Source organism: Novosphingobium oxfordense, from assembly GCF_044029435.1.
Classification (GTDB): domain Bacteria; phylum Pseudomonadota; class Alphaproteobacteria; order Sphingomonadales; family Sphingomonadaceae; genus Novosphingobium.
Map to the genome: position 1 here is coordinate 456,184 of NZ_CP147005.1, position 22,656 is coordinate 478,839.

Below are 22,656 nucleotides of genomic sequence, written 5' to 3' on the forward strand. Positions count from 1 at the left end.
GCCATGGCAGCCGTTCCACCCTCTGGACTGACCGATATCTCGCCGGCCGAAAACTCGCCCGGTTGGCTGGATGCCTATCCGGTGGCGGTTTCGGGCGGGGACTTGTTCGGCGATGCTGCGGATCCCGTAGCGACTAGCTGGAAGGCAGTCGCGTCCGGGCTCGCCGCATTGTCCGAAGGCGATCCCATCGCGCTTCAGGAGATCGCGACGCGCAATGCCGCCGATCTGGGCCTGACGTTTCGTGTGACGGGCGAGGAAGAGGAGCGCGCCTGGCCGCTCAACGCCATGCCGGTGGTGATCGGTTCGGGCGAATGGCAGACCATCGAGCGCGGGTTGATCCAGCGTGCCGAACTGTTCGAACACCTTGCCGCCGATATCTACGGCCCGCAGACACTGGTACGCGACGGGCATCTGCCGGCGGCAGTGATTGCCGGCAGCCCGTTCTTCGCGCGCAAGATGCTGGGCCGGGCGAAGGGTACGGGCGAAGGGCAGGCCCGCTTCATCCAGGTCTACTCCGCCGATCTGGCGCGCGGACCGCGCGGGCAATGGCGCGTCCTGCAGGACCGCGTGCGGATCGCTGCCGGCATCGGCTATGCGCTGGAAAACCGGCTGGCGATGACGCGGCTGGCCGGGCATTTGCTGGCCGACCAGCAAGTGCGCCGCATCGTCGATTTCTTCTCGGTCATGCGCGAAGGGATGATCGCGGCCTGCGGGCGGGAGGCGCCGCGCATCGCGTTGCTCACCCCGGGCCGCTTCAACCAGACCTATGCGGAGCAGGCGCATCTGGCGCGCTATCTGGGCTTCCCACTGGTGGAAGGCCGCGATCTGTCGGTGGTGGACGATCGGCTATGGGTGGGCACGATCGCGGGGCCCAAGCGGGTCGATTCGATCTGGCGCTGGATCAACACCACCTCGCTCGATCCGCTGGCCTTCGATGCACGCTCGCAACTCGGCGTCGCCAACTTGTTCGAGGCTTGGGCGCGCGGCGGGGTGGGCATGATCAACTGGCCAGGAACCGAAGTGCTGGAAAGCGCTGCTTTCGCCGCCTTCATGCCGCGCCTGTGCCAAGTGCTGCTGGGTGAGGCTCCGATCTTGCCGAACATCGCCACCTGGTGGTGCGGACAGGCGGCCGAAAGCGCGACCGTCGCCGCGCGGCTGGATGAACTGGCGGTGCTGCCGGCCTTCGGTCAGGCGGTGGAGGGGCTGGAACGGCGGGAGCCGGTGGCCGGTGCCGATCTGGACGGCGGGCAGCGTGCTGCGCTGCTGGATGCGCTGCGCCGCCGCCCGATGGACTATTGCGGGCAGGAGATCGTCCACCTTTCCACCGCCCCGGCCATCGTCGATGGCGAAGTGGTGCCGCGCCCGTTCACTGTGCGCGCCTACGTCGCCCGCGACGCTGACGGGACATGGACGGTGATGCCGGGCGGCTTTGCGCGGCTGGCGGCCAGTCAGGCGCTGCCGACCTCGCTGATGGGCGAGGGGGAGATTTCCGCCGACGTCTGGGTGGTGGACGAAGTGTCGAACCCGGCGCAGGCCGTGTCGCGCACGATCCCCGAACCGCCGATTTCGCGCGGGGGCGGTATTCTTGCCAGCCAGGCGGCGGACAACCTCTACTGGTTCGGCCGCTACAACGAACGCGCGCAGATCGTGACGCGCGTGCTGCGCGCCTTGCTGGACGGCTCTGTAGAGATCGATGGCGGCCCGACGGAGCAGGGCGGCGTGGTCGATGCGTTGGTGGGCTTGCTGGAAGAAGCCGGCAGTATCGAACCGCTCCAGACCGTACCCGATGTGCAGGCAATCTGCGCCGCAGCCTTGGCGGAACCCGATCTGCCGGGGGGCGTGACGGCGCTGATGCGGCGGCGCCAGATGGTGGGCCTTGCCTTGCGTGAGCGCTTCGCTCGCGACTTCTGGCGGTTAGTGAGCCAGGGGGTGCCGCAGGTGGACCGCCACCGCCCCGCCACACTGCTGGGCGCGGTCCGCCGGTTGACCGACCATTTCAGCGCGCTGGCGGGGCTGATTTCCGAAAACATGGTGCGGTCCGCCGCGTGGCATTTTCTGGAGATCGGCCAGCGAATCGAGCGCGCGCAAGGCATCTGCCGCATGGTCCGCAGCTTGGGCGATGCGGCGACCGGGGATGGCCAGAACGGACAGGATGCGCAGGATGGGCGGGGCCATGACGGTAGCGGCGCGCTGGGCGTGCTGCTGGACTTGTGCGACAGCCAGATCATCTATCGCACGCGTTATCTGACCGGGCCGATGGCCGGGCCGGTGCGCGATCTGCTGTTGCTGGATCCGGACAATCCGCGGGCGTTGGTGTTCCAGATCGCCGGGATCGTCGAACACCTTTCCGCGCTGCCCAGCGGGCGGGACGATAACCTACCCGAACCGCCGATGCGCGCGGCCCGCGCACTGCTGGGGCAGTTGCAGGCGGCGACCGCGCAGGACATGACCAGCGCGGTTCTCGAAACGGTCGAACAACAGCTCTACGACCTGTCGGATGCGCTTTCGGCGCGCTATTTCCTCCAGTTCGATCCCGAGCAGGCCGAACGGCGGACGGCGCTGCTGTGATGCGCTATTCGGTCAGCCACATCACCACGCTGAAATATGCCGAACCGGTCCGTTTGGCGCAGTTCAACGCGCGGCTGCGCCCGGCGGCATGGCCGGGGCAGACGATGACCGGGTACATGCTCAGCGTCGATCCGCAGCCCGCCGAAGTGGCCGAGCGTGAAGGCGGCTATTACATCAACGAGGCGCGCTTTTCGTTGCGAGAGCCGATCAGCCAGCTTCAGATCGAGAGCCGCTTCACGATAGAGAAGGAGTCGCTGCCCTTCTTCATCACGGGCTCCACCGGTCCAGCCCTTGCCGACTTGCGTGAGCGGGCGATGCAGAAGCCGGACCTTTCGGCGCTGGGGCCGGCATCCTACAGCTTCGCCTCCCCCATCGCTGCGCCGGAGCGGGACATTGCCATGTGGGCCAGCGGCTTCCTGACCGAATCGATGCCGGTGGTGGAGGCGGGACGGCGGCTGATGGCGGCGATCCATGAGCAATTCGCCTACGAATCGGGCGCGACCGTTGCCGATACGCCCCCGATCGAGGCCTTCCGGGCAAGGCATGGGGTGTGCCAGGATTTCAGCCACATCATGATCATCGCCGCCCGCGCGCACGGCATTCCGGCGGCCTATGTCAGCGGCTATCTGCGCACGCTGCCCCCGCCGGGGCAGGCGCGGCTGGTGGGCGCCGATGCGATGCATGCCTGGGTGAACCTCTGGTGTGGCGAGGATCTGGGCTGGATCGGCTTCGATCCTACCAACGACATGTTGGCCGATACCGACCACATCTTCATCGGCATGGGCCGGGACTATTCGGACGTCGCGCCGCTGGACGGAACTTTCCGGGGCTCGTCGCAGCAGACGATGTTCTTCTCGGTGGATGTCGCGCCGCTGGATTGAACGCCCATGCGTTCCACACGGAACTCCGTCATCCCCGCGAAGCCGGGGCCCCGCTGCCTTTCTGCCATGCTCGCCAAGAGAAGCGGGATCCCCGCCTTCGCGGGGATGACGGTGAGGGTGGAGGATGGCAGATTTGGTGGGACACAGCTGGTGAGCCCAGAGAGGTTTCGGGTTCAATCCGAAGCGCACCGGTTCTAGAGGCGGCCTATGAATGCCCCGCTGCTCGTTGCCATCGCCTTTGCCGCGCTCAATCTCTGGACTTTCGCCGTCTATGGCTATGACAAGGCGCAGTCGCGGCGTGGAGGCGGCCGCGTGCCTGAGCGTCGCCTGCTGACGCTCGCCGCCATCGGCGGCTCTCCGGCAGCGCTGCTGGCGCGCCGCCTGTTCCGGCACAAGACCCGCAAGCAGCCTTTCGTGAACCACCTGCGGGCGATCCTGTGCCTTCAGTGCCTGATACTGGCCGGCGCAGCCTGTTGGGTGATGGGCGCCCCCTGAAACGCCCATCCCGATTCGTTTCGACTCACCCGCGATCCTGTAGGCCACGCGCTGCGACAGGCTGGCCGGGGAAGATCCCGGCAATCGCCAGCGCGGCGCCCAGCTTGGACAGCGTTTCCAGTATGTCGCCGACGGCGTCTTCCTGAACCACCAGTTCCAGCGTGCCCCGCGTTTCCTGCGCGCCGCGATCGCGCAGCGAGGTGACGAGTTCGAGGATCACCGCCTCATGCTCGGACACATGGTCGCAGGCCATCGGGCAGAAAGCGAAGGTTTCCAGCGCGTCGCGGTTGAAGATCAGCATGGCGCGGTGAAAGGGCTGGAGGCCGCCGATCATCCGCCAGCGGGCGAATGCGGGGGCCAGGGCCTCCGCCGGGCAGCGGCGCTGCGCGAGCGTCGTGACCCAGGCCCGCATCGACCAGACGAGGAAACGGCAGCCCTCATCAAGGCTGCTCAGGGGGCGGTCGACATACTGGTACATGGCAGGGTCTCCAGGTGGCGAAACAAGTTATGCGAAAAGGGGCTTGAACTTGCGAATGATTATCATTAGCCATTGATACGCAGCTTGTCCTGGCCGTCAAGCCTGCACCCGAGGACCCAGGTTCGACACTTGTCATGGGGTGTCGAGACTGCCCTTCCTGTCCTACTGGGCCGGACCGTGTTTCGCTTTATGCAGAGATCGGTCCGGCCCGTTTTTTACCGGCCAATCCCACGGTTATGCAGGGTTTTTTCGCAGGTTTGCCCACAGGGATATCCCGGCAACGCCCACAAGCGGTCCACCGACTGTCCCCATGATCTCCCGGACTTGTGCAGTAGTTGTCCACAGACATGTCAACGCGCGCCACCCGGGGGGAGGCGCGCGTTCGGTGTTCTGTCGATTCGCGGGAAAGCGCGGCGGTTCAGCGCCGCGCGAAGCCAGTCAGCGGTAGTCGAAACCGCCCTTCGGCTGGATTTTCAAGGTGTTCTGCTGGAGCGCGGTCATCAGGTAGGAGCCGACCAGCATCGGCACTTCCAGCATCTGCTTCTCATCCCAGGTCTTCGCGAGGATGTCCCAGGTCGAATCGGCCATGCAGTGATCGGCTACCAGTTCCTCCACCGCGCGCAGCATGGCCGATTCGTGCTCGTTCCAGCCGGCGGCAGCGGAGCCTTCCAGCACGCGCTCGATTTCCTCGGTCGTGATGCCGAACGCCTTGCCGATATCGACATGTTCGCACCATTCGAACGGCGCGCCGGCCAGGCGGGCAAGGCGCAGGATCATCAGTTCGCGCTCACGGCCGGGAATCGTTCCCCGTGCCGCCAGTTCGATGCCCAGCACCATCTGGCCCTTGAACATGCCGGGATGGCGCAGCGTGATCAGGCTGACGTCGGGGAAGGGGCGGCTTTCGGGAATGTGGAAGGCCGCGCGAATCGCATCGACCTGTTCCTGCCCCTCGGGACTCACTTCATCCAACCGCAGCGGGGCATAGCGCGGGCCGCTCTCCACCGTCTGCGCCATGCGCGCGGCCTCGTCGAATTCCACCCGGCCGCTGATCGCCTTACTCATTTTCGAATCACCTGTGTCTAGGGAAAGGATCATGCCGCCGCGTCGAACGGCGCCCAGCGCTCCATGCGCTCAAGATAAGGGATGAAGCGCTGGCGCACGGCCGCCGGATCAAGGCCGAAGTGGGCCGGATCGGGCTTCGTCATGCGCTCCGCGCTGCTGTTGCTTTCCCACCAGTCCGCCATGGCCCGCGCGAAGTCTTGCGAGACCTCTTCGCCCAGCCACGCGTAGAGCGCGCGCACTTCGCCCAGCGGGTCCTTGTGCATGGCGCGGAAGTGGATGTCGAAAAAGCGGTGGTCGTTGCCCTTCTCGCGAAAGGCGATGGCGCGGTTCATCGCTTCGGACCAGCAACGCAAGTTGAGCGCGCCTAGGTAGGCCATGTCGATATGGTCGCTGAACTTGCCAATGATGTCGGCGTAGACGGTGGCGACGGAGAGGATTACGTCGGCCGGATCGCGGTGGGTCATCACGAAGCGCGCATCGGGAAAGGCCGAAGTTAGCGCATCGAGGTAGAGCATGTGGGTGGGCGCCTTCAGCCGCCATGGCCGGGCCGGCGCGCCCCATTGCAGCAGCTTCAGTACGCGCTTTTCATAAGCGTACGTGCTGGAATGATCGGCATCCAGCAGCCAGTCCGAATAGCGCGGGATCTGGGCGAAGGCCTGGAAGATCTGGCTCTTGAAATCGAGCGCCATCAGGTCCTGGCATTCCATCGCGCCATCGATCCCGGATGGGGTGCGCTTGCCGCCTTTCAGCAGCGCGTCGCCGCTCGTCACCGCGACGCCGCGACGTGGGTCCGGCCCGGTGACGGTGGAGGGCGGCGGGCAGGGCTGGGAACTTTCCCAGACGCGTAGGTAACGGATCGCCGGATCGCTCGCGAGCAGGAAGGACAGGGCTGAGGATCCTGTGCGCGGCAGGCTGACGCCGAAGAGAGGGGCAATGATCTGCTCGTCCTCGATCTCGGGATGGCGTCGATACCAGTCTTCCACCAGCAGGCGCTGCTTGAGGTGCAGCACGATCCGCTCGGTCAGCGCGCGTTCGCCCACGGCATTGAGCCGGGCTTCGCGTTCCAGCGAATTGACCAGGATTTCCAGCCCTTCGCGGAAACTGTCCGGCCCGAAGTCTTCGAGGCCGGTCTGGCGTTTCGCGTCTTCGATCAGCTCCTTGTGGCCCTGCATCGCTCTCTCCCCGGCGTCCGGCTTGGGCCGGATCGTTCCGGGGGCGACTATGCGGGGCGAGGGGGTGGGCGCCAACCGCTGGGGCGATGATGGAGGCCCGGGTTCTCAGCCCCGCGCGGCGCGCACAGCAGCGCCACCGGCGAAGGGCGCTATCGCCAGCAGAACGAGGCTCGATGCCGCCGCCAGAGCGAGGCCGCTGGGTCCACCCGAGCCGAGACTGCCCGCGCCGAAAATCAGCACCGGCACCGCCAGCGGGATCACCAGCAATCCGCCGAGCGCGGCACCGCCCCGCAGGCCGGCAGTGAGCGCCGCCACAGTCACGCCCAGCGCGGCAAGGCCGGGTGTGCCGGCCAGCAGGCCAAGCTCCACCGTGCGCAGCGTCGCCCCGTCGATCCCCAGCAGGGCGGCGGCGGGCAGCGCTGCCAGCATCAGCGGCGGGCCGAAGCTCAGCCAGTGGGCCAGAACGCGCACGGCCAGCACCATTTCCTCGGAAATGCCGCGCAGGGCCCATTGGTCGAACAGGCCGCCCTCGATGTCCGGCTCGACAAGCCGGTCGAGCGGCAGGATCGCCGCCAGCAAGGCGGCAACCCAGATCACGCCGCCGCCGGTCCGCGCCAGCAGCCGGGCGTCGGGGCCCACCGCGAAGGGATAGAGCATCGCGACGGAGAGGAAGAACAGCACCGGCATCGCCGCACCGCCGCCGCGTCCGCCTAACAGCAGGCGGGCAAGATCGCGCTTGAGCAGGGAGAGGAAGCGCCCGCTCATGCCGCGTGCTCGCCAAGGGCCAGCGTGCGCTTGTGCGCGAGCGTGAAGGACTGGTGAGAGGCGATCAGGGCAATGCCGCCGCCCGCGCAATGTTCCGCCACCAGTGCCTCGGTCAGCGCCGCCGCATCGCCGTCCAGGCCGTTGAGCGGTTCGTCCAGTAGCCAGATCGCCGCCTTCTGCCCGATCAGACGGGCCAGCGCGGCGCGTTTCTTCTGGCCGGTGGAGAGATAGCGCACCGGCACGTCGAGCAGGGCGGTCAGGCCAAGCCGCTCCAGCCCGCTCTCGGCGGCATGGTCGATCACGCTCCAGAACCCGAGTGCGCGGCCCAGCGGCAGGGCATGGTCCAGCGCGTGGCGTTCATCGACAAGGCCGATCGCGCCGCTCGTCTCTACGCGCCCGGCAAATGCGGGGGCAAGCCCGGCGACGATGCGCAGCAGGCTGGACTTGCCGATGCCGTTGCTGCCGGTGACGTGCAAAGCCTCCCCAGAGGCAAGCCGCAGCGAGAGGCCGCGGAACAGCACCCTGTCCCCACGCCGACACGCGAGATCTTCGATAGCGATGGATGCCCCTTGCATGCGGCCCTGCGATAGTGGAAAGGCGCGGGGCTGCCAAGCGAAGGCAAAACAGGGCAGAGGAGGACATATGTCTATCGCTCGACTCACCGATGCGGAGCGCGTTGCGGTGCTGGGCACGCTGCCCGGCTGGACCTTGCGCGAAGATGGCCTTGCCATTGTGCGGACAGTGAAATTCACCGATTTCAACGAAGCGTTCGGCTTCATGACTCGCGTCGCCATCGAGGCGGAAAAGCGCGATCACCATCCCGAATGGTTCAACGTCTACAACCGCGTTGAAATCACGCTCACCACGCACGACGCTGGCGGCCTGAGCCAGCGCGACGTGGCTCTGGCCCGCTTTATCGACGGCGCGGCCCCGGCGGCCTGATCGTGGCCGAGGACAGGTTCCTCACCCGGCCGCTTTCGGTCGTGCTCGATTTCGCGCGCTTCGGCGCCGCGCTGCTGGTGGCGGTGGGGCATGCGGTGCAACTGGGCATCTACCGTGGGCCGTTCCCGTTCGGCCTGCGGATGCAGCATTACTGCGTAATCGTATTCTTCGTGCTTTCGGGGCTGGTGATCAGCACGTCGGTGCTGGGCGGCCGGTCCAGCCTGCCGCGCTATTTCGTCGCACGCGTATCGCGCATCCTGCCGGTGGCGATCCCGGCGCTGCTGTTCGCGGTGTTGGCGGCCTATGTGCTGGCGGGGCCGATGCGGGTCTATATCGACAACAGCCCCGACGATCCGCTGGAAGTGGCGACGCGGCTGCTTCCGCCGATGGCGTTCGTCAGCGCCTGGCCGGGAATGCCGGCGCCGGTGTGGAACCCGCCATACTGGTCGCTCTGCTACGAAGTGTGGTTCTATGCGATCTTTGCGCTGGCCATGTTCCTGCGCGGCTGGGCTCGCGTGGCGACGGTCACGGTGGCCTGCATTACCGCCGGAGGGGCGATCCTGCTGCTGATGCCGGTGTGGTTGATGGGCGTGGCGCTGACCCATGCGCCGATGGCCCGCCGCCTGCCGCTGGCCACCGCGCCCGTGGTCATGGCGGCTTGCCTCGGCCTGGCCCTGGCGCTGTTTGAAGTGGACCGTGCAGTGCTCAACCCACTGCTCAAGGCCTGGTGGCCGGGGCAGACGCAATGGTCGCAATGGGCCTTCGCGGATTTCGCGATGGGCCTGATCATGGTGATGGCGCTGGTTTCGCTGAGACCGATGGCGGAGCGCTTTGCAGGGCCGGTGATGCGATTGAAGGACCTTGCCGGGCTGCTCGCCGGGTTTTCCTTTACGCTCTACCTGTTCCACTGGCCGCTGCTGCAACTGGCGCGCTCGCACGGGCTGGTTGCGGGGCGTAGTCCCGTCGCTTTCGTGGCGTTGCTGGGCCTGGTGGTGGCGGCTTGCGCGCTGATCTCGCTACTGACGGAGCGCCAGTCGCCCCGGCTAAGGCGCTGGATGGAGGCGCGGATGTTCGCGCCCGCGATGGGCAGGGAGACGATGGGCAGGGAGCGGGGCACCGAAGCCTGAGCCCCGCTCGGGCAGACGTTAAAGCGCCGGGTTGTTGTAGCAGTGCCAGGTGAAGATCGCCGCCGCGCCGCGATGCGGGCGCCACTGTTCTGCCAGCACGCGGGCTTCCTTTTCGCTGGGGCGCGCGTCGAGACCCAGGATCTTGTGGATGCCGGCCTGCACGGCAAGGTCCCCGGCGGGCCAGATGTCCGGCCGCCCCTCCGCGAACAGCAGGTAGATTTCCGCCGACCAGCGGCCGATCCCCTTGATCTGCACGAGCTGGGCGATCGCTTGCTCGTCATCCTTGGGCAGGTTTTCGAGGTCCAGCGTTCCCGCTACCACCAGTTCGCACAGCGATCGGGCATAACCCTGTTTCTGGCGGGAGAGGCCGCAGGCACGCAGCGCGTCGAAATCGGCGGCGAGCAGGGTTTCGGGCGCAATGCCTTCGCCCAGCAGCGTCTCCATCCGGTTCCATACCGATGCCGCCGCCGCCACGGAAACCTGCTGGCCCACGATCGTGCGCAGCAGCGTGGCATAGCCGGTCGCGCGGATTCGCGGCTCGGGATAGCCCGCGCGTTCCAGCGCGCGCGCCATGGCCGGTTCGCGCGCGGCGATTTCGTCCAGTCCAAGTTTCAGTGCGTCGGCGTTCAAGCCCATCTTGCGTCTTTCTTGCCAAAGGGGGTTGCAGCCTTTAGCAGCCGCAGGCAAAGGCCGGAATGGGCATGTTATGATACATGCTGGATCAGAAAAGGATGGACGGGAATGCCGCAGATTATTGTCGTCAACCAGTCGGGTGAAGAATCGACCGTCGAGGCCAGTGTCGGCCGCACGCTGATGGAAACGATTCGTGACAGCGGCTTCGATGAGCTTCTGGCGCTCTGCGGCGGTTGCTGCTCCTGCGCGACCTGCCACGTCCACATCGATCCGGCTTTCGCGGACAAGCTTCCGGCGATGAGCGAGGACGAGAACGACCTGCTCGACAGTTCCGACCATCGCAACGAATATTCGCGCCTGTCGTGCCAGGTGCCGATCACCGACGCGCTTGAAGGCTGCAAGGTCACGATCGCGCAGGAAGACTGAAAAAGTCGGCGATTTCCGCCCTCGGGTGGAGTGCCGGGTGGATTGCGAACGGCGGGTTTGCGGATTGGCGCAGACCTGCCGTTCTCGCGTTCGCGCCCTGTGTTTCAGGCGTCTGCTGGGCGAAAAATCACACTGACTTTAGCGGACTAAAGCGCAAATCATTTGCGCCGGGGCCTTCGCGTTCCTAGTTGTGCGGGCATGACAGCTCCCGCAGCCCAGCGCTCCACCCTCGACCTTATCGGCAATACTCCGCTCGTCCTGCTCAAGGGCCCCAGCGAAGCTGCGGGTTGCGAGATCTGGGGCAAGTGCGAATTCGCCAATCCCGGCGCATCGGTGAAGGATCGCGCGGCGCTGTGGATCGTGCGCGACGCGGAAGCGCGCGGCGAGCTGAAGCCCGGCGGTACGGTGATCGAGGGCACGGCCGGCAACACCGGCATCGGCATCGCGCTGGTCTGCAACGCGCTCGGCTACAAGGCCGTGATCGTCATGCCGGACAACCAGTCCAAGGAAAAGATGGACACGCTGCGTGCGCTCGGCGCCCAGCTGGTGACGGTGCCGCCCACCAAGTTTTCGGACCCCAACCACTTCGTCCACACCTCGCGCCGTCTGGCGGCCGAGACGGAGGGGGCGATCTGGGCCAACCAGTTCGACAATATCGCCAACCGCAAGTCGCACATCGAAAGCACCGCGCCCGAAATCTGGCAGCAGATGGACGGCCGGATCGATGGCTTCACATGTGCGGCCGGTACCGGCGGCACGATCGCGGGCACCGGCATGGGCCTCAAGGCCTTTGACGAGGCGATTACCATCGCGCTGACCGATCCCTATGGCGCCGCGCTCTACAATTACTACGCCCATGGCGAGTTGAAGGCGGAAGGCAATTCGGTGGCGGAAGGTATCGGCCAAGGCCGCATTACCGCCAACCTTGAGGGCGCGCCGATCGATACCCAGTTCCGCATTTCCGACGAGGAAGGCCTGGAATGGGTCCGCCGACTGCTGTCGGAAGAGGGGCTGTGCCTTGGCCTGTCCTCGGGCATCAACGTGGCGGGCGCGGTGGAACTCGGTCGCCAGCTGGTGGCCGAAGGCAAGCGCGACGTGCGGGTGGCGACCATCCTGTGCGACACCGGTTTCCGCTACCTTTCGTCGCTCTACAATCGCGAATGGCTGGAGTCGAAGGGCCTCCCCGTCTTCCCTTGGCTGGCAAGCTGAGGTAAACGATCTGCCGATGGCAGGGAACATTCCGCCTAACCTGATCGAACCGGCCGTTGCTCCCCAGCATTTCGTGCCGCCGTCCACGCGCGAATTGCGCGCGCAGGCGGTGCATCGCTTGCAGGTCGGCCTTTTCGGCCTTTGCGCGATGCTCTTGATCGTGGGACTGGCCAACATCATCATGGACCGTGCCCGGCTTGTCGATGCTGCCGATCCGATCCAGCAGGTCGTCGCTGCCGACGCCAAGCCCAAGCGTCAGGTGGCCGATCCGTTGGCGGATATCGGCGTGGTGCCCGCCGCCGATCCCTCGCCGACGCCGACGCCCACGGGCGATGCCACGGACAGCGCCGGGACTGCGCCGCTCGTCGCGCAATAAGCGATATCTGGAAGTGCAGTTCGCCGGCCTGCGATTCGCCGGCTTGCGATTCACCAGCTTGCGATTCACCGGGGCCGGCCTTCTTCTCGCCTTGTCGGCCGGTTGCCATGACGGCGGCGAATCTTTGTCCCGCACGCAGCGGATCGGGCTGAGTACCAGTCTTCCCATTCTCTGGGATGAAAGTGACGATCCGCGCGAACTGCTGTCGAGCGGAGCACCGCGTTCGTGGGCGGGCGATGCGCTGGCGTCGCAAGGCGAAGTCCTGCCGCTCGACAGTCTTGCCGATGCGCAAGGGCGCTTTCCGCTGCCTGCCGATGCCTTGCTGGTCATGGCGCAGCCGCGTGCGTTGACGCCGCAGGAAAACGTGGCGCTCGATGGCTGGGTTAGGGCGGGCGGAAGGCTGCTGCTGTTCGTCGATCCCATGCTCACGCAGCCTTCGCGCTATCCGCTTGGCGATCCGCGTCGGCCGCAGGACATGGCCATGCTTTCCCCGATCCTTGCCCATTGGGGGCTGGAGCTTCGGTTCGACCCTTCCGAAAAGCCCGGAGAACGCATGGTTCCGCTTGGGGAGGGATCGCTGCCGGTGAACCTGCCAGGGCGTTTTCGCCTATTGGGGATTTATGGGGATGGAACCTCCGATCGGGGAAATGGCGGGATGGTGGGGATGCCGGCAGCTTCGGGGAAATCCGGGGACGGCAATGGGTCCTGTTCCCTTGAATCGGCGGAAATCCTTGCCGATTGCCGGATCGGAAGGGGCAGGGTGCTGGCAGTGGCTGACGCGGCGCTGTTTGAGGAGGCGTCTGGTGCGGCTGACCTGCCCATGCGCCGAAAGGCGTTGGCGTGGCTGGTTTCTCGCCTGGAAAGTGGGGATTGACCGGGGCGTTTTGGGGCGGCCTGGGATACGTATTTTCCCGGAGTATCATCTCTTTAAAATCAGTCACTTATGGAGTTAATTCTAGGTTAATCGCCGGATCCTCGTGGGTGAGCCGTGCGCCAAATCGGAGAGAATTCGGCGAATTGTTCCCTCTGATCCCCAAATTTCCCTTTAATCCCCGATCTTCCCGCTATACATAGGAAGGCAATCGGAATGGCTGAGTCTTGCCGTGCTCCCGGAGGAGGGGGCCGGGCCCTGCGGCATTTGCTGCGGCGGGGGCGACATCGGTCATGCCAAGGCGGGCCCGGACGTACCGGGACGAGTGGCCGCAGAGCGGCTGCAACAGGGCAAGAAGGGGCAAGGCGGCATCGTCATGGCGGGGCGGCCATACATATACAACGGACAGGGCTTCTCGCTTCTGCGCGACAAGAACCGGTTCGTGCTGCCCAATGCCTTCCGCCCCACCGTGCGCGAATCGAGCGGCAAGGACCTGCTCTGCCTGACCACGCATGACCGCTGGCCCTGCCTCGTGGGTTTCGGCCTTTCGCGCATCGAAGAATTCGCCGACGAACTGAAGGAAGAGCAGGATCTGGCCATCCGCGCCGGCAAGGAATTCGATGCCGACAAGCGCGCAAGCGACATCTACGCCTCCTACGAAGTTCCCTTCGACGGTTCGGGCCGCTTCGTCCTGCCCGAGGATCTGACTGCGCTCGCCGGCGTGACCGACCAACTCTACTTCCGCGGCAACGGTCGTTTCTTCACCGTGTGGTCGCCCGAAAGCCTCTACGAAATGGACGATAGCTGGAAGGCGGCACAGACCGCCTGCAAGAGCCTTGCCGCCAAGGACCTGGCGAAAGCAGGCCGTAAATGACCGGATCGCGCACCATTCCTGAGGGTGTCCCTCATGTGCCCGTGCTCCTTGAGGAGGTCGTCGCCGCCCTGAACCCCCAGGGCGGCGACGTCATCGTCGACTGCACGCTGGGCGCGGGCGGCTATACGCGCCGCCTGCTCGATGCCGGCGCCACCGTCCACGCTTTCGACCGCGATCCCGACGCGATTGCCGCGATCGAGGAAAACCGTGGAAAATGGCCCGAGCTTGACCTCAGCCCGCCGCGCCTCGTGTTGCACGCGCGCCGCTTCTCCGAAATCGTCGCCGGGCTTGAAGAAGCCGGAGTCACCACTGTGGACGGCGTCGTCATGGATATCGGCGTATCCTCTATGCAGCTTGACCAGGCGGAGCGGGGCTTCTCGTTCGGCGCCGACGGTCCGCTCGACATGCGCATGAGCCAGGACGGCCGCTCCGCCGCGGACTTCGTGAACGAGGCGGATGAGGCGGAGATCGCCGACGTGCTGTTCCAGTATGGCGAAGAGCGCCAGTCGCGCCGCGTCGCCCGCGCCATCGTGGCCGCGCGTCCGCTGGAAACCACGGCGGACCTGGCCCGCGTGGTGCGCAAGGCCATCGGCTACAACCCGGCCTACAAGGGCAGCAATGCCCCGAAGGACCCGGCGGTCCGCACGTTCCAGGCGATCCGCATTCATGTGAATGGCGAACTGGACGAGCTGGAAGAGTGCATGTCCGGTTCGGAAACCGTGCTGCGTGAGGGCGGCCGGCTTGCCATCGTCACCTTCCACAGCCTGGAAGACCGCATGGCCAAGCGCTTCCTGCGTGATGCGGCAGGGCAGGGCGGCACGACCTCGCGCCACCTGCCGCAAGTCGGCGGTGTGCAGCCCACATTCGAAAAGCTCTCCAAAGCCATCCGCCCCGGCGAGGCCGAGTTGGAAGCCAACCCCCGTTCGCGCTCTGCCACGCTTCGCAGCGCCGTGCGTACCCAAGCCCCCCCCAGAACGCAGAAGCGGCAGAAAGACAGGAGTCCGGCATGAACCTCACGCGCGATCGCGTCCATTCCATCGGATGGATTTCGGTGCTGCTGGTTTGCGGCGCGGCCACGCTTGCGCTCACGCTTCGGGTCAATGCGGTGAAAAGCGAGGTCCATGCGACCGAGAACCACATCGTGCGCGTGCAGCAATCGATCAACTTCCTTGAGACCGAGTTCCAGACCCGCTCCAACCAGCAGGCGCTGAACCAGCTCAACGAGCTGGAATTCGGCTACAAGGCACCGTCCGCCGCGCAGTACATTGAAGGTGAGCGTCAGCTTGCCGCGCTGGGTAAGCCGATGGGCCCGGGTGCGCCGCAGCCGATCCGCTATGCCAATGCCGAGCAGACCGGCAGCGACGGGGCTGAGGAAAAGCAGGGCACTGGCCTGCTGGCGATGGTTTCGCCGGTCGATCCCGCGCACGCGGCCACGCCGCCGCGCACTTCCGGCGCGGGCGCGAAGAACCGCGATCCGGAGCGGGAGGAAATGCTGCGTGACGCTGCCGGCCTGGGCAAGCGTCTGGCGCGCATCGAAGTGGCGGAGGCTGCCCAGCAGTGAACGCCCCCGCCTTCCCCATGGGCGCGATCCCCACCACGGTATCCACCGGGCGGCGTAAGCTTGTGAACGTCCGGCAGCGCTCGCTGCTGGTCGCCAAGCTGCGCACGCTGTGGATCCTTGGGGTTTTCGCGCTGGTGGGGGTACTGGCGCTGACGCGTATCTGTTGGCTGGGCATTACCGGACCGGGCGGTCGCGATGGCGATCTGTCCGGCCTTCTCGTGCCCAATCGCGGCGAGATCGTGGACCGCAACGGCGTGCCGCTGGCGCGTGAGTTCAATACCTATTCGCTGTGGTTCAACCCGAAGGCGATGAGCGAAGGCTCTTCCCTGATCCACACGCCGGAGCAGGTGGCCGACGGCCTCGTCCGCATCTTCCCCGATCTGAACCGCGCCGAAGTGATCGCCAAGCTGCGCTCGGGCAAGCCGGGCTATCTGCGCAAGTCGATCTTGCCGGAAGACGCCAACAAGGTTCACGCGCTGGGTGAGCCCGCGCTGGAATATCCGATGGAAGCCACCCGCTATTACCCGCAAGGGTCGATGGCGGCGTCCGTGCTTGGCTATGTCGATACCTACGGCAAGGGCCAGGTCGGCATGGAAGAGGCGTTCGACAAGCAATTGACCAGCGTGGACGGCCGCACGCATCCCTCCGTCCTCTCGATCGATTTCCGCGTGCAGAGCGCGCTGGAAGACGAACTGGCGCGCGGCATGGCGCTCAGCAAGGCGAAGGGCGCGGCAGGCGTCATCCTTGACGTCGATTCCGGCGAAATTCTTGGCCTTGCCTCACTGCCGTCGTTCGATCCGAACCATGTTCAGCCTTCGGACCTGATGATCACGCCGGAGCAGGCCGCGCAGGGCGACGTGCCGCACGGCTTCAACCGCGTGACCAACCAGGTCTACGAACTGGGTTCGACCTTCAAGCCGATCACCGTCGCGGCGGCCCTCGATGCAGGCACGATCACCGATCTGCGCCGCCGCTGGCCGGCATCGCCGTTGCATGTGGCGGGCTTCACGATCCACGACCTGCACAACTATGGCAGCTCGCTCAACGTGTTGGAAACGCTGATCCATTCGTCGAATGTGGTCACTGCCCAGATCGCTGACGAACTGGGCGGCGTACGGTTGAAGAAGACGATGGAATCGCTGGGCATGAACCAGCGGCCCTATGTCGAACTGCCCGCGCGCGGCTTCCCGCTGTGGCCGCGTGGCGAATGGCCGCGTCTGCGCACGATGACCGTCGCCTATGGCCACGGTATCGCGGTGACGCCGCTGCACCTTGCCTCCGCCTATGCGGCCCTCGTCAACGGTGGTATCTGGCGCCCGGCAACGCTGAAGAAGCTGGATGCCGGTCAGGTGCCAGAGGGCCGCCGCGTGTTCACGGCAGCGACCAGTGCGCGCATCCGTCAGCTTCTGCGCATGATCGTGTCCTACGGCACCGGCCGCAAGGCCGATGCGCCCGGTTTCCGCGTGGGCGGCAAGACCGGCTCGGCCGAAAAGCCGGGTGCGGGCGGTTATCGCCACCACTCGCTGATCGCCACGTTCGCCGCCGCTTTCCCGATGGACCGCCCGCGCTATGTCGTCATCGCCATGATGGACGAGCCGCAGGGCACCGAGGCCACCTCGTTCCAGCGCACCGCCGCATGGAATGCGGCCCCGGTCGTGGCGCGCGTGGTTCCCCGCATCGGGCCCTTGCTCGGCATCATGCCGGACGAGACCCGCGACATCGACGTTTCCGACCTCAAGCCGCTGATTCCGGCTGGCGGTGCTGAAGAGTGAGCCCTGAAGAATGAAGTTGAATGCCCTCTGCGCTGCTGCTGATATCGCCGTTCCGGCAGGCGCGGATGTGAACGTGACGGGCTTTGCCATCGATCACCGCAAGGTCGCGCCCGGAACCGTGTTCGGTGCGTTCAAGGGTGCCAAGTTCAATGGCGAGGATTATATCGCCGATGCCATCAAGGCCGGTGCCGTCGCCGTCGTTGCCAGCGCCGAGGCGAAGGTAGAAGGCGCGATCCACTTCTCCGCCGATGAACCGCGCCACCTTTTTGCACACCTTGCCGCGCCGTTCTTCCAGCCCGTGCCGGAAACGCTGGTGGCCGTCACCGGCACCAACGGCAAGACCTCCACGGTCGAACTGACTCGCCAGCTTTGGCGCATGGCCGGGCAGCGCGCGGCCTCGATCGGCACGTTGGGCGTCACAACCAGTGACGAGACGGTTTCGACCGGGCTCACCACGCCCGATATCGTCACGTTCCTGGCCAACCTTACCGGCCTTGCGCGTGAGGGCGTGACGCATGTGGCCTACGAAGCGTCGAGCCACGGTCTGTCGCAATTCCGCATCGAAGGGCCGCGCGTGGCGGCGGGCGCTTTCACCAACCTGTCGCGCGATCACCTCGATTACCATGCCGACATGGACGATTATTTTGCGGCCAAGATGCGCCTGTTCGACGACGTGGTCGTCGATGGCGGCATGGCCGTGATCTGGGCCGATGACGAATGGTCGGCCAAGGCGATTGCCCAGGCCGAAAAGCGTGGGCTGAAGGTATTCACCGTGGGTGCCAATGGCACCAGCATCCGCCTCTCGGGTCGCACGCCGGGCGGACTCGGCCAGAAGCTGGAGCTCGAGCATGACGGGAAATCCCGCGTGCTCGAGCTGCCGCTTATCGGGGCCTATCAGGCGGCCAATGCCCTGGTAGCCGCGGGGCTGGTGCTGGCGACGGGCGGCGATGCCCATACGACTTTCGATGCGATGAAGCGCCTTGTCACCGTGCGCGGCCGGTTGGAGCGCGCGGCGATTTCTCCGGTTGGCGCGCCGGTCTATGTCGACTATGCGCACACCCCCGATGCGCTGGAGGCGGCGATTGCCGCGCTTCGTCCGCATGTAGAAGGACGCCTGATCGTGGTGTTCGGCGCCGGTGGCGACCGTGACCAGGGCAAGCGGCCCGAAATGGGCAAGGTGGCGGCAGAGGGGGCAGACCTCGCCATCGTCACCGACGATAACCCGCGCGGCGAAGACCCCGCCGCGATCCGCGCCATGGTGCTTGCCGGCATGGACGGAAAGGGACGTGAAATCGGAGACCGGCGCGAGGCGATCCGCGCGGCGGTTGCCGAAGCCAAGCATGGGGACATCGTCCTCGTCGCCGGCAAGGGGCACGAACAGGGGCAAATCATCGGCAGCGGCGACAGCGTGCGCGTGCTGCCATTCGACGACGTTACCGTTGCCAGGGAAATGGCCGGTACGGTTGGAAGGTAGGAATGCCATGAACGCTCACGCCCGGATTCTCGAATGGCCCGTTGAAGCCGCCGAGGACTTGACCCAAGCATTGTGGGATGCGGCCACACTCGCGCGGGTGATGAAAGGGGAAGCGAGCGGCGATTTCACCGTCTCCGGCGTCGAGATCGACAGCCGCGATGTTCAGCCTGGCGACTTGTTCTTTGCCCTGAAGGGGGAGGCGATGGACGGCCATCGCTTCGTGGAAGGCGCATTCGCCAAGGGCGCTGCCGCCGTCGTGGTCGATCGTCCTGTCGATGGTCCGCACATTCTGGTCGAGAACACCACCGAAGCGCTGGAACGCCTTGGCGCGGCATCGCGCGCACGGGCGCGCGGCCCGATCATCGGCGTCACCGGATCGGTGGGCAAGACCGGCGTGAAGGAAGCGATCTTCGAAGCGCTGGAGCGGGCCAGCCGGGGCGATGCGCACCGCTCGGTCAAAAGCTACAACAACCACGTGGGCGTGCCGCTCAGCCTGGCGCGGATGCCGGCGCGGGCGCGGTTCGGCATCTTCGAGATGGGCATGAACCACGCGGGAGAGATCGCCGCGCTGACCCGTCAGGTGCGCCCCAACGTTGCCGTCATCACCACCATCGCGCCCGCGCATATCGAAATGCTGGGTTCGATGGAGGCCATCGCCGACGCCAAGGCGGAGATCTTCCAAGGGCTGGAGCCTGGCGGCGTTGCCGTGATTCCGGCCGACAGCCCCTATTTCCACCGCCTGAAGGAAGCGGCCGAGGCGCTGGGCTTCGACGTGGTCTCGTTCGGCAAGGCGGCCGATGCCGGCGTGCGCCTGCTCGATACCGTGCCGGCCATCGGCGGCGGATCGCTGGTGACGGTGGACATGCGCGATCGGCGCGTCTGCTACACGGTGGCGGCGCCGGGCGAACATCATGTGATCAATTCCCTCGCGGTCATGGCCGCGGTGCGTGCGGTCAAAGGAGACCTTGGCGCCGCAGGCGTGGCGCTCGCCGAAATGGGCGGGTTGCCGGGGCGCGGCGCGCGGCTCCAGGTCGACGTTCCGGGTGGGGAGCCCGACGTCGAGGGCCGCCGCCGCGCTTTGCTGATCGACGAAAGCTATAATGCCAACCCGGCTTCCATGCGGGCGACGCTGGAGCAGCTTGGCCGCACTCCGGCCACGCGCCGGATCGCAGTGCTGGGTTCGATGAAGGAACTGGGCGCGCACGGCCCCGCCTTCCACGCCGAACTGGCCGCGCCGCTGGCGGCGGCGAAGGTCGATTACGCGGTTCTGGTGGGTGATGAGATGAGCGCGCTGGCCGCCATCCTGGGCGATGTGCTTGCGAATGCGACGGAATCCCCGGAATCGGGGAAAACGGGCAGCGTTCCGCTTGGCAAGCGCGTGCCCTTCGCCCATTGCCTCACTGTGCGGGAAGCCGTCGATGCGCTGCGCGCGTTCGGGCTGGAGCAGGGCGATGTGATCCTGGTCAAGGGCTCGAACTCGGTTGGCTTGGCTTCTCTGGTAACGGATCTCGGTAAACAGGAAGGGTAGGGGGGCTCCCCCGCAAGATGCTGTATCTGATCGCAGAATGGTTCCACTACGAGGGACTGTCCAACCTCTTCCGCTACCAATCGTTCCGTTCCGGCGCTGCGCTGATGACGGCGCTGGGCATCGGCCTGCTGATCGGTCCGCGCTTCATCAACATGCTGCGCGTGCGCCAGGGCAAGGGGCAGCCGATCCGTGAGGATGGGCCGCAAAGCCACTTGGCCAAGCGCGGCACGCCGACGATGGGCGGCCTGATGATCCTGACCGCGCTGGTCAGTTCCATGATCCTGTTCATGGACGTGAAGAACCCGTTCGTCTGGGCCTGCGTCGCCGTTACCGTGGGCTTCGGGATCATCGGTTTCCTGGACGATTACGACAAGGTGTCGAAGCGTTCGACCGCCGGGCTTTCCAGCAAGCTTCGCCTGGCGCTGGAATTCGTGGTGGCGGGGATCGCGGCCTACATCATCGTCAGCCAGCTCAACACGAACCTCTACGTCCCGTTCCTTTCGGGCCGGTACATTCCGCTGGGGCCGTTCTACTACGTCTTCGCCGCCTTCGTGATCGTGGGTGCGGGCAATGCGGTGAACCTTACCGACGGGCTGGACGGTCTGGCGACGATGCCGGTCATCATCGCGGCGGGTACGTTCGCGATCATCTGCTACCTTGCCGGCCGCGTCGACTATGCCAACTACCTTGGCATTCCCCACGTGCCGCGCGCGGGTGAGCTTGCCGTGTTCTGCGCGGGCATCATCGGCGCATGCCTGGCCTTCCTGTGGTTCAATGCGCCGCCTGCCGCCGTGTTCATGGGCGATACCGGCAGCCTCGCCCTCGGCGGCGCCCTTGGCGCGATCGCCGTTGCCGCGCATCACGAGATCGTGCTGGCTATCGTTGGCGGGCTGTTCGTGCTGGAAGCGGCTTCGGTGATCATCCAGGTCTTTTGGTTCAAACGGACCGGGCGCCGCGTGTTCCGCATGGCACCCATCCACCACCACTTCGAACAGAAGGGCTGGAAGGAATCGACCGTCGTCATCCGCTTCTGGATCATCTCGATCGTCCTTGCGGTGATCGGCCTCTCCACGCTCAAGCTGCGATAAGCGCGTGATCGTTTCTCCCGCCTTCGCCGGAAAGCGTTACGCGGTCCTCGGCCTTGCGCGTTCCGGCCTTGCTGCCGTGGAGACGCTGCTGGCCAGCGGGGCGCATGTCATGGCCTGGGATGCGCGCGATGAGCCGCGCCAGCAACTCGCCGGCCGGGTAGAGCTGGCGGATCCCGTCACTGCCGATCTTACGGGCTATGACGGCGTGATCGTCTCGCCCGGCATTCCGCTCAACACCCATCCGATCGCCGAAGCTGCGCGCCGTTTCGGTGTGCCGGTGATCGGCGATATCGAACTGTTCGCGCTCGCCCGCGAAAGCCTGCCGTCGCACCGCGTGGTCGGCATCACCGGCACCAACGGCAAGTCCACGACCACCTCGCTGGTCGAGCACTTGCTGAAGTCGGCCGGCGTGGCGGCGCGCGTTGGCGGCAATATCGGCGTGCCGGTGCTGTCGGCCAAGCCGCTGCCCGAGGGCGGGGTCTACGTGCTGGAACTCTCCAGCTATCAGATCGATCTGACCCGCAGCCTCGACTGCGATGTCGCCGCGCTGCTGAACATCACGCCCGACCATCTCGACCGTTACGAGGGCTTCGCTGCCTACGCGGCCTCGAAAGCGCGGCTTTTCGAGATGCAGGACGCCAATCGCCCCGCCGTCTTCGGCAAGGGCGATGTGGAGACCGCCGATATCGCCGCCGTCGAAACCGCGCGCCGGGAACCCGGTCTCGTGCGCGAAGTGGACGGCCACGATATCGCTGCACTCCAGAAGAACTGGCCCTCGCTGCAGGGGCCGCACAACCTGCAGAACGCCGCCGTCGCCGTCGCCATTGTGGAGGCGCTGGGCATTCCGGCTGCCAAATGGAAGCCGGCGCTGCGCAAGTTCCGCGGGTTGCCGCACCGCATGGAGCGCGTGGCGGAAGCCAACGGCGTCGTCTACATCAACGATTCCAAGGCCACCAACCCGGCCTCGGCCGCACCCGCCATCGCCGCGTTCCCACCCGATCCCAAGCCGCGCATCCACTGGATCCTCGGCGGCTTGCCCAAGGGTGACGATCTGGACGAGTGCGCGCCGTTCTTCGGCAATATCGCTGCCGCCTACACCATCGGCGATGCAGGCCCGCGCTTTGCCGAAATCCTCGCGCCCTATACGCGCGTCCACCGCAGCGAGATGATGGCGGAAGCCATCCGCGAAGCCATGGCCGAAGCCGTACCCGGCGATATCGTCATGCTCTCGCCCGCCTGCGCCAGCTTCGACCAGTTCCGCGATTACGAAGCGCGCGGGCTGGCCTTCCGCCAGATCGTGGAGGCGCTGCTGGAAACGCAGGGCGCAGGGGCGACCGCAGGGGAGAAGCGCTAG

Annotated in this window: 23 protein-coding genes; 17 read left to right on the plus strand and 6 right to left on the minus strand. The window is 66.1% G+C overall.

The genetic code is table 11. The features are described 5' to 3' along the window. Positions 1-3: 3 nt before the first annotated feature. From WBP07_RS02085 to WBP07_RS02095, 3 genes are all read left to right on the plus strand, one after another. Complete coding sequence (locus WBP07_RS02085; RefSeq protein ID WP_395393956.1) at positions 4-2,568, plus strand: circularly permuted type 2 ATP-grasp protein; 2,565 nt, start codon at positions 4-6, stop codon at positions 2,566-2,568. Further along, a complete protein-coding gene (locus WBP07_RS02090) occupies positions 2,568-3,449 on the plus strand; it encodes a transglutaminase domain-containing protein (protein WP_395395700.1) in 882 nt (293 codons plus the stop codon). The genes WBP07_RS02085 and WBP07_RS02090 overlap by 1 nt, the downstream gene beginning before the upstream one ends. Positions 3,450-3,656: 207 nt before the next feature. Next, positions 3,657-3,944 carry a DUF1294 domain-containing protein gene (locus tag WBP07_RS02095; RefSeq protein WP_395393959.1) on the plus strand — a complete coding sequence of 96 codons (288 nt, stop codon included), beginning with the start codon at positions 3,657-3,659 and terminating at the stop codon, positions 3,942-3,944. Between the two features lie 25 nt (positions 3,945-3,969). Here WBP07_RS02095 and WBP07_RS02100 read toward each other — a convergent pair whose 3' ends face one another. From WBP07_RS02100 to ccmA, 5 genes are all read right to left on the minus strand, one after another. Then, the gene (locus tag WBP07_RS02100) at positions 3,970-4,422 is read right to left on the minus strand and encodes a hypothetical protein (protein WP_395393961.1); all 453 of its coding nucleotides are present in this window, start codon (positions 4,420-4,422) and stop codon (positions 3,970-3,972) included. A gap of 438 nt (positions 4,423-4,860) precedes the next feature. Continuing rightward, positions 4,861-5,484: a carboxymuconolactone decarboxylase family protein gene (locus tag WBP07_RS02105; RefSeq protein ID WP_395393963.1), complete on the minus strand. Its 624-nt coding sequence runs from the start codon at positions 5,482-5,484 to the stop codon at positions 4,861-4,863. Positions 5,485-5,513: 29 nt separating this feature from the next. Continuing rightward, positions 5,514-6,656 carry a sulfotransferase family protein gene (locus WBP07_RS02110; protein ID WP_395393966.1) on the minus strand — a complete coding sequence of 381 codons (1,143 nt, stop codon included), beginning with the start codon at positions 6,654-6,656 and terminating at the stop codon, positions 5,514-5,516. Between the two features lie 105 nt (positions 6,657-6,761). Next, complete coding sequence (locus WBP07_RS02115; RefSeq protein WP_395393967.1) at positions 6,762-7,421, minus strand: heme exporter protein CcmB; 660 nt, start codon at positions 7,419-7,421, stop codon at positions 6,762-6,764. Next, positions 7,418-7,996, minus strand: coding sequence for a heme ABC exporter ATP-binding protein CcmA (ccmA, locus tag WBP07_RS02120; protein WP_395393969.1), 579 nt, complete (start codon positions 7,994-7,996; stop codon positions 7,418-7,420). The genes WBP07_RS02115 and ccmA overlap by 4 nt, the downstream gene beginning before the upstream one ends. Positions 7,997-8,063: 67 nt before the next feature. Here ccmA and WBP07_RS02125 point away from each other — a divergent pair, with 67 nt between their 5' ends. Together WBP07_RS02125 and WBP07_RS02130 are read left to right on the plus strand one after the other, a co-directional pair. Then, on the plus strand, positions 8,064-8,363 hold the full coding sequence (locus tag WBP07_RS02125) for a 4a-hydroxytetrahydrobiopterin dehydratase (RefSeq protein ID WP_395393970.1): 300 nt from the start codon (positions 8,064-8,066) through the stop codon (positions 8,361-8,363). Positions 8,364-8,365: 2 nt separating this feature from the next. Then, positions 8,366-9,490, plus strand: coding sequence for an acyltransferase family protein (locus WBP07_RS02130; RefSeq protein WP_395393971.1), 1,125 nt, complete (start codon positions 8,366-8,368; stop codon positions 9,488-9,490). A gap of 18 nt (positions 9,491-9,508) precedes the next feature. On the opposite strand, the gene WBP07_RS02135 is transcribed toward WBP07_RS02130, so the two are convergent. Then, a complete protein-coding gene (locus tag WBP07_RS02135) occupies positions 9,509-10,126 on the minus strand; it encodes a DNA-3-methyladenine glycosylase family protein (RefSeq protein ID WP_395393973.1) in 618 nt (205 codons plus the stop codon). Positions 10,127-10,231: 105 nt separating this feature from the next. Here WBP07_RS02135 and WBP07_RS02140 point away from each other — a divergent pair, with 105 nt between their 5' ends. From WBP07_RS02140 to murD, 12 genes are all read left to right on the plus strand, one after another. After that, the gene (locus tag WBP07_RS02140; RefSeq protein WP_395393976.1) at positions 10,232-10,549 is read left to right on the plus strand and encodes a 2Fe-2S iron-sulfur cluster-binding protein; all 318 of its coding nucleotides are present in this window, start codon (positions 10,232-10,234) and stop codon (positions 10,547-10,549) included. 198 nt (positions 10,550-10,747) lie between these two features. Next, entirely contained in the window at positions 10,748-11,758 is a 1,011-nt protein-coding gene (locus WBP07_RS02145; RefSeq protein WP_395393977.1) for a cysteine synthase A, read from the plus strand. A 16-nt stretch (positions 11,759-11,774) separates the two neighbouring features. Next, positions 11,775-12,134, plus strand: coding sequence for a hypothetical protein (locus WBP07_RS02150; protein WP_395393980.1), 360 nt, complete (start codon positions 11,775-11,777; stop codon positions 12,132-12,134). 124 nt (positions 12,135-12,258) lie between these two features. Further along, positions 12,259-13,008, plus strand: a complete 750-nt coding sequence (locus WBP07_RS02155) for a DUF4350 domain-containing protein (protein WP_395393983.1) — start codon at positions 12,259-12,261, stop codon at positions 13,006-13,008. A 322-nt stretch (positions 13,009-13,330) separates the two neighbouring features. Continuing rightward, positions 13,331-13,879 (plus strand): division/cell wall cluster transcriptional repressor MraZ, encoded by a 549-nt coding sequence (locus WBP07_RS02160; protein ID WP_395393985.1) that lies wholly within the window; start codon positions 13,331-13,333, stop codon positions 13,877-13,879. Beyond that, positions 13,876-14,889, plus strand: coding sequence for a 16S rRNA (cytosine(1402)-N(4))-methyltransferase RsmH (gene rsmH / locus WBP07_RS02165; RefSeq protein WP_395393988.1), 1,014 nt, complete (start codon positions 13,876-13,878; stop codon positions 14,887-14,889). The genes WBP07_RS02160 and rsmH overlap by 4 nt, the downstream gene beginning before the upstream one ends. Then, positions 14,886-15,440: a hypothetical protein gene (locus tag WBP07_RS02170; protein ID WP_395393991.1), complete on the plus strand. Its 555-nt coding sequence runs from the start codon at positions 14,886-14,888 to the stop codon at positions 15,438-15,440. The genes rsmH and WBP07_RS02170 overlap by 4 nt, the downstream gene beginning before the upstream one ends. A gap of 17 nt (positions 15,441-15,457) precedes the next feature. Continuing rightward, on the plus strand, positions 15,458-17,212 hold the full coding sequence (locus WBP07_RS02175; protein ID WP_395395701.1) for a peptidoglycan D,D-transpeptidase FtsI family protein: 1,755 nt from the start codon (positions 15,458-15,460) through the stop codon (positions 17,210-17,212). A gap of 10 nt (positions 17,213-17,222) precedes the next feature. After that, on the plus strand, positions 17,223-18,686 hold the full coding sequence (locus tag WBP07_RS02180; RefSeq protein ID WP_395393994.1) for a UDP-N-acetylmuramoyl-L-alanyl-D-glutamate--2,6-diaminopimelate ligase: 1,464 nt from the start codon (positions 17,223-17,225) through the stop codon (positions 18,684-18,686). A gap of 7 nt (positions 18,687-18,693) precedes the next feature. Beyond that, the gene (gene murF / locus WBP07_RS02185) at positions 18,694-20,214 is read left to right on the plus strand and encodes a UDP-N-acetylmuramoyl-tripeptide--D-alanyl-D-alanine ligase (protein WP_395393996.1); all 1,521 of its coding nucleotides are present in this window, start codon (positions 18,694-18,696) and stop codon (positions 20,212-20,214) included. A gap of 17 nt (positions 20,215-20,231) precedes the next feature. Then, complete coding sequence (mraY, locus tag WBP07_RS02190) at positions 20,232-21,302, plus strand: phospho-N-acetylmuramoyl-pentapeptide-transferase (RefSeq protein ID WP_395393998.1); 1,071 nt, start codon at positions 20,232-20,234, stop codon at positions 21,300-21,302. Positions 21,303-21,306: 4 nt separating this feature from the next. Beyond that, on the plus strand, positions 21,307-22,656 hold the full coding sequence (gene murD, locus WBP07_RS02195) for a UDP-N-acetylmuramoyl-L-alanine--D-glutamate ligase (RefSeq protein WP_395393999.1): 1,350 nt from the start codon (positions 21,307-21,309) through the stop codon (positions 22,654-22,656).

Bases quoted from the DNA above. Each gene is read 5' to 3' on its own strand.
- WBP07_RS02085 (WP_395393956.1), top strand. From the start codon at position 4: ATGGCAGCCGTTCCACCCTCTGGACTGACCGATATCTCGCCGGCCGAA.
- WBP07_RS02090 (WP_395395700.1), top strand. From the start codon at position 2,568: ATGCGCTATTCGGTCAGCCACATCACCACGCTGAAATATGCCGAACCG.
- WBP07_RS02095 (WP_395393959.1), top strand. From the start codon at position 3,657: ATGAATGCCCCGCTGCTCGTTGCCATCGCCTTTGCCGCGCTCAATCTC.
- WBP07_RS02100 (WP_395393961.1), bottom strand. From the start codon at position 4,422: ATGTACCAGTATGTCGACCGCCCCCTGAGCAGCCTTGATGAGGGCTGC.
- WBP07_RS02105 (WP_395393963.1), bottom strand. From the start codon at position 5,484: ATGAGTAAGGCGATCAGCGGCCGGGTGGAATTCGACGAGGCCGCGCGC.
- WBP07_RS02110 (WP_395393966.1), bottom strand. From the start codon at position 6,656: ATGCAGGGCCACAAGGAGCTGATCGAAGACGCGAAACGCCAGACCGGC.
- WBP07_RS02115 (WP_395393967.1), bottom strand. From the start codon at position 7,421: ATGAGCGGGCGCTTCCTCTCCCTGCTCAAGCGCGATCTTGCCCGCCTG.
- ccmA (WP_395393969.1), bottom strand. From the start codon at position 7,996: ATGCAAGGGGCATCCATCGCTATCGAAGATCTCGCGTGTCGGCGTGGG.
- WBP07_RS02125 (WP_395393970.1), top strand. From the start codon at position 8,064: ATGTCTATCGCTCGACTCACCGATGCGGAGCGCGTTGCGGTGCTGGGC.
- WBP07_RS02135 (WP_395393973.1), bottom strand. From the start codon at position 10,126: ATGGGCTTGAACGCCGACGCACTGAAACTTGGACTGGACGAAATCGCC.
- WBP07_RS02140 (WP_395393976.1), top strand. From the start codon at position 10,232: ATGCCGCAGATTATTGTCGTCAACCAGTCGGGTGAAGAATCGACCGTC.
- WBP07_RS02145 (WP_395393977.1), top strand. From the start codon at position 10,748: ATGACAGCTCCCGCAGCCCAGCGCTCCACCCTCGACCTTATCGGCAAT.
- WBP07_RS02150 (WP_395393980.1), top strand. From the start codon at position 11,775: ATGGCAGGGAACATTCCGCCTAACCTGATCGAACCGGCCGTTGCTCCC.
- rsmH (WP_395393988.1), top strand. From the start codon at position 13,876: ATGACCGGATCGCGCACCATTCCTGAGGGTGTCCCTCATGTGCCCGTG.
- WBP07_RS02170 (WP_395393991.1), top strand. From the start codon at position 14,886: ATGAACCTCACGCGCGATCGCGTCCATTCCATCGGATGGATTTCGGTG.
- WBP07_RS02175 (WP_395395701.1), top strand. From the start codon at position 15,458: ATGGGCGCGATCCCCACCACGGTATCCACCGGGCGGCGTAAGCTTGTG.
- WBP07_RS02180 (WP_395393994.1), top strand. From the start codon at position 17,223: ATGAAGTTGAATGCCCTCTGCGCTGCTGCTGATATCGCCGTTCCGGCA.
- murF (WP_395393996.1), top strand. From the start codon at position 18,694: ATGAACGCTCACGCCCGGATTCTCGAATGGCCCGTTGAAGCCGCCGAG.
- mraY (WP_395393998.1), top strand. From the start codon at position 20,232: ATGCTGTATCTGATCGCAGAATGGTTCCACTACGAGGGACTGTCCAAC.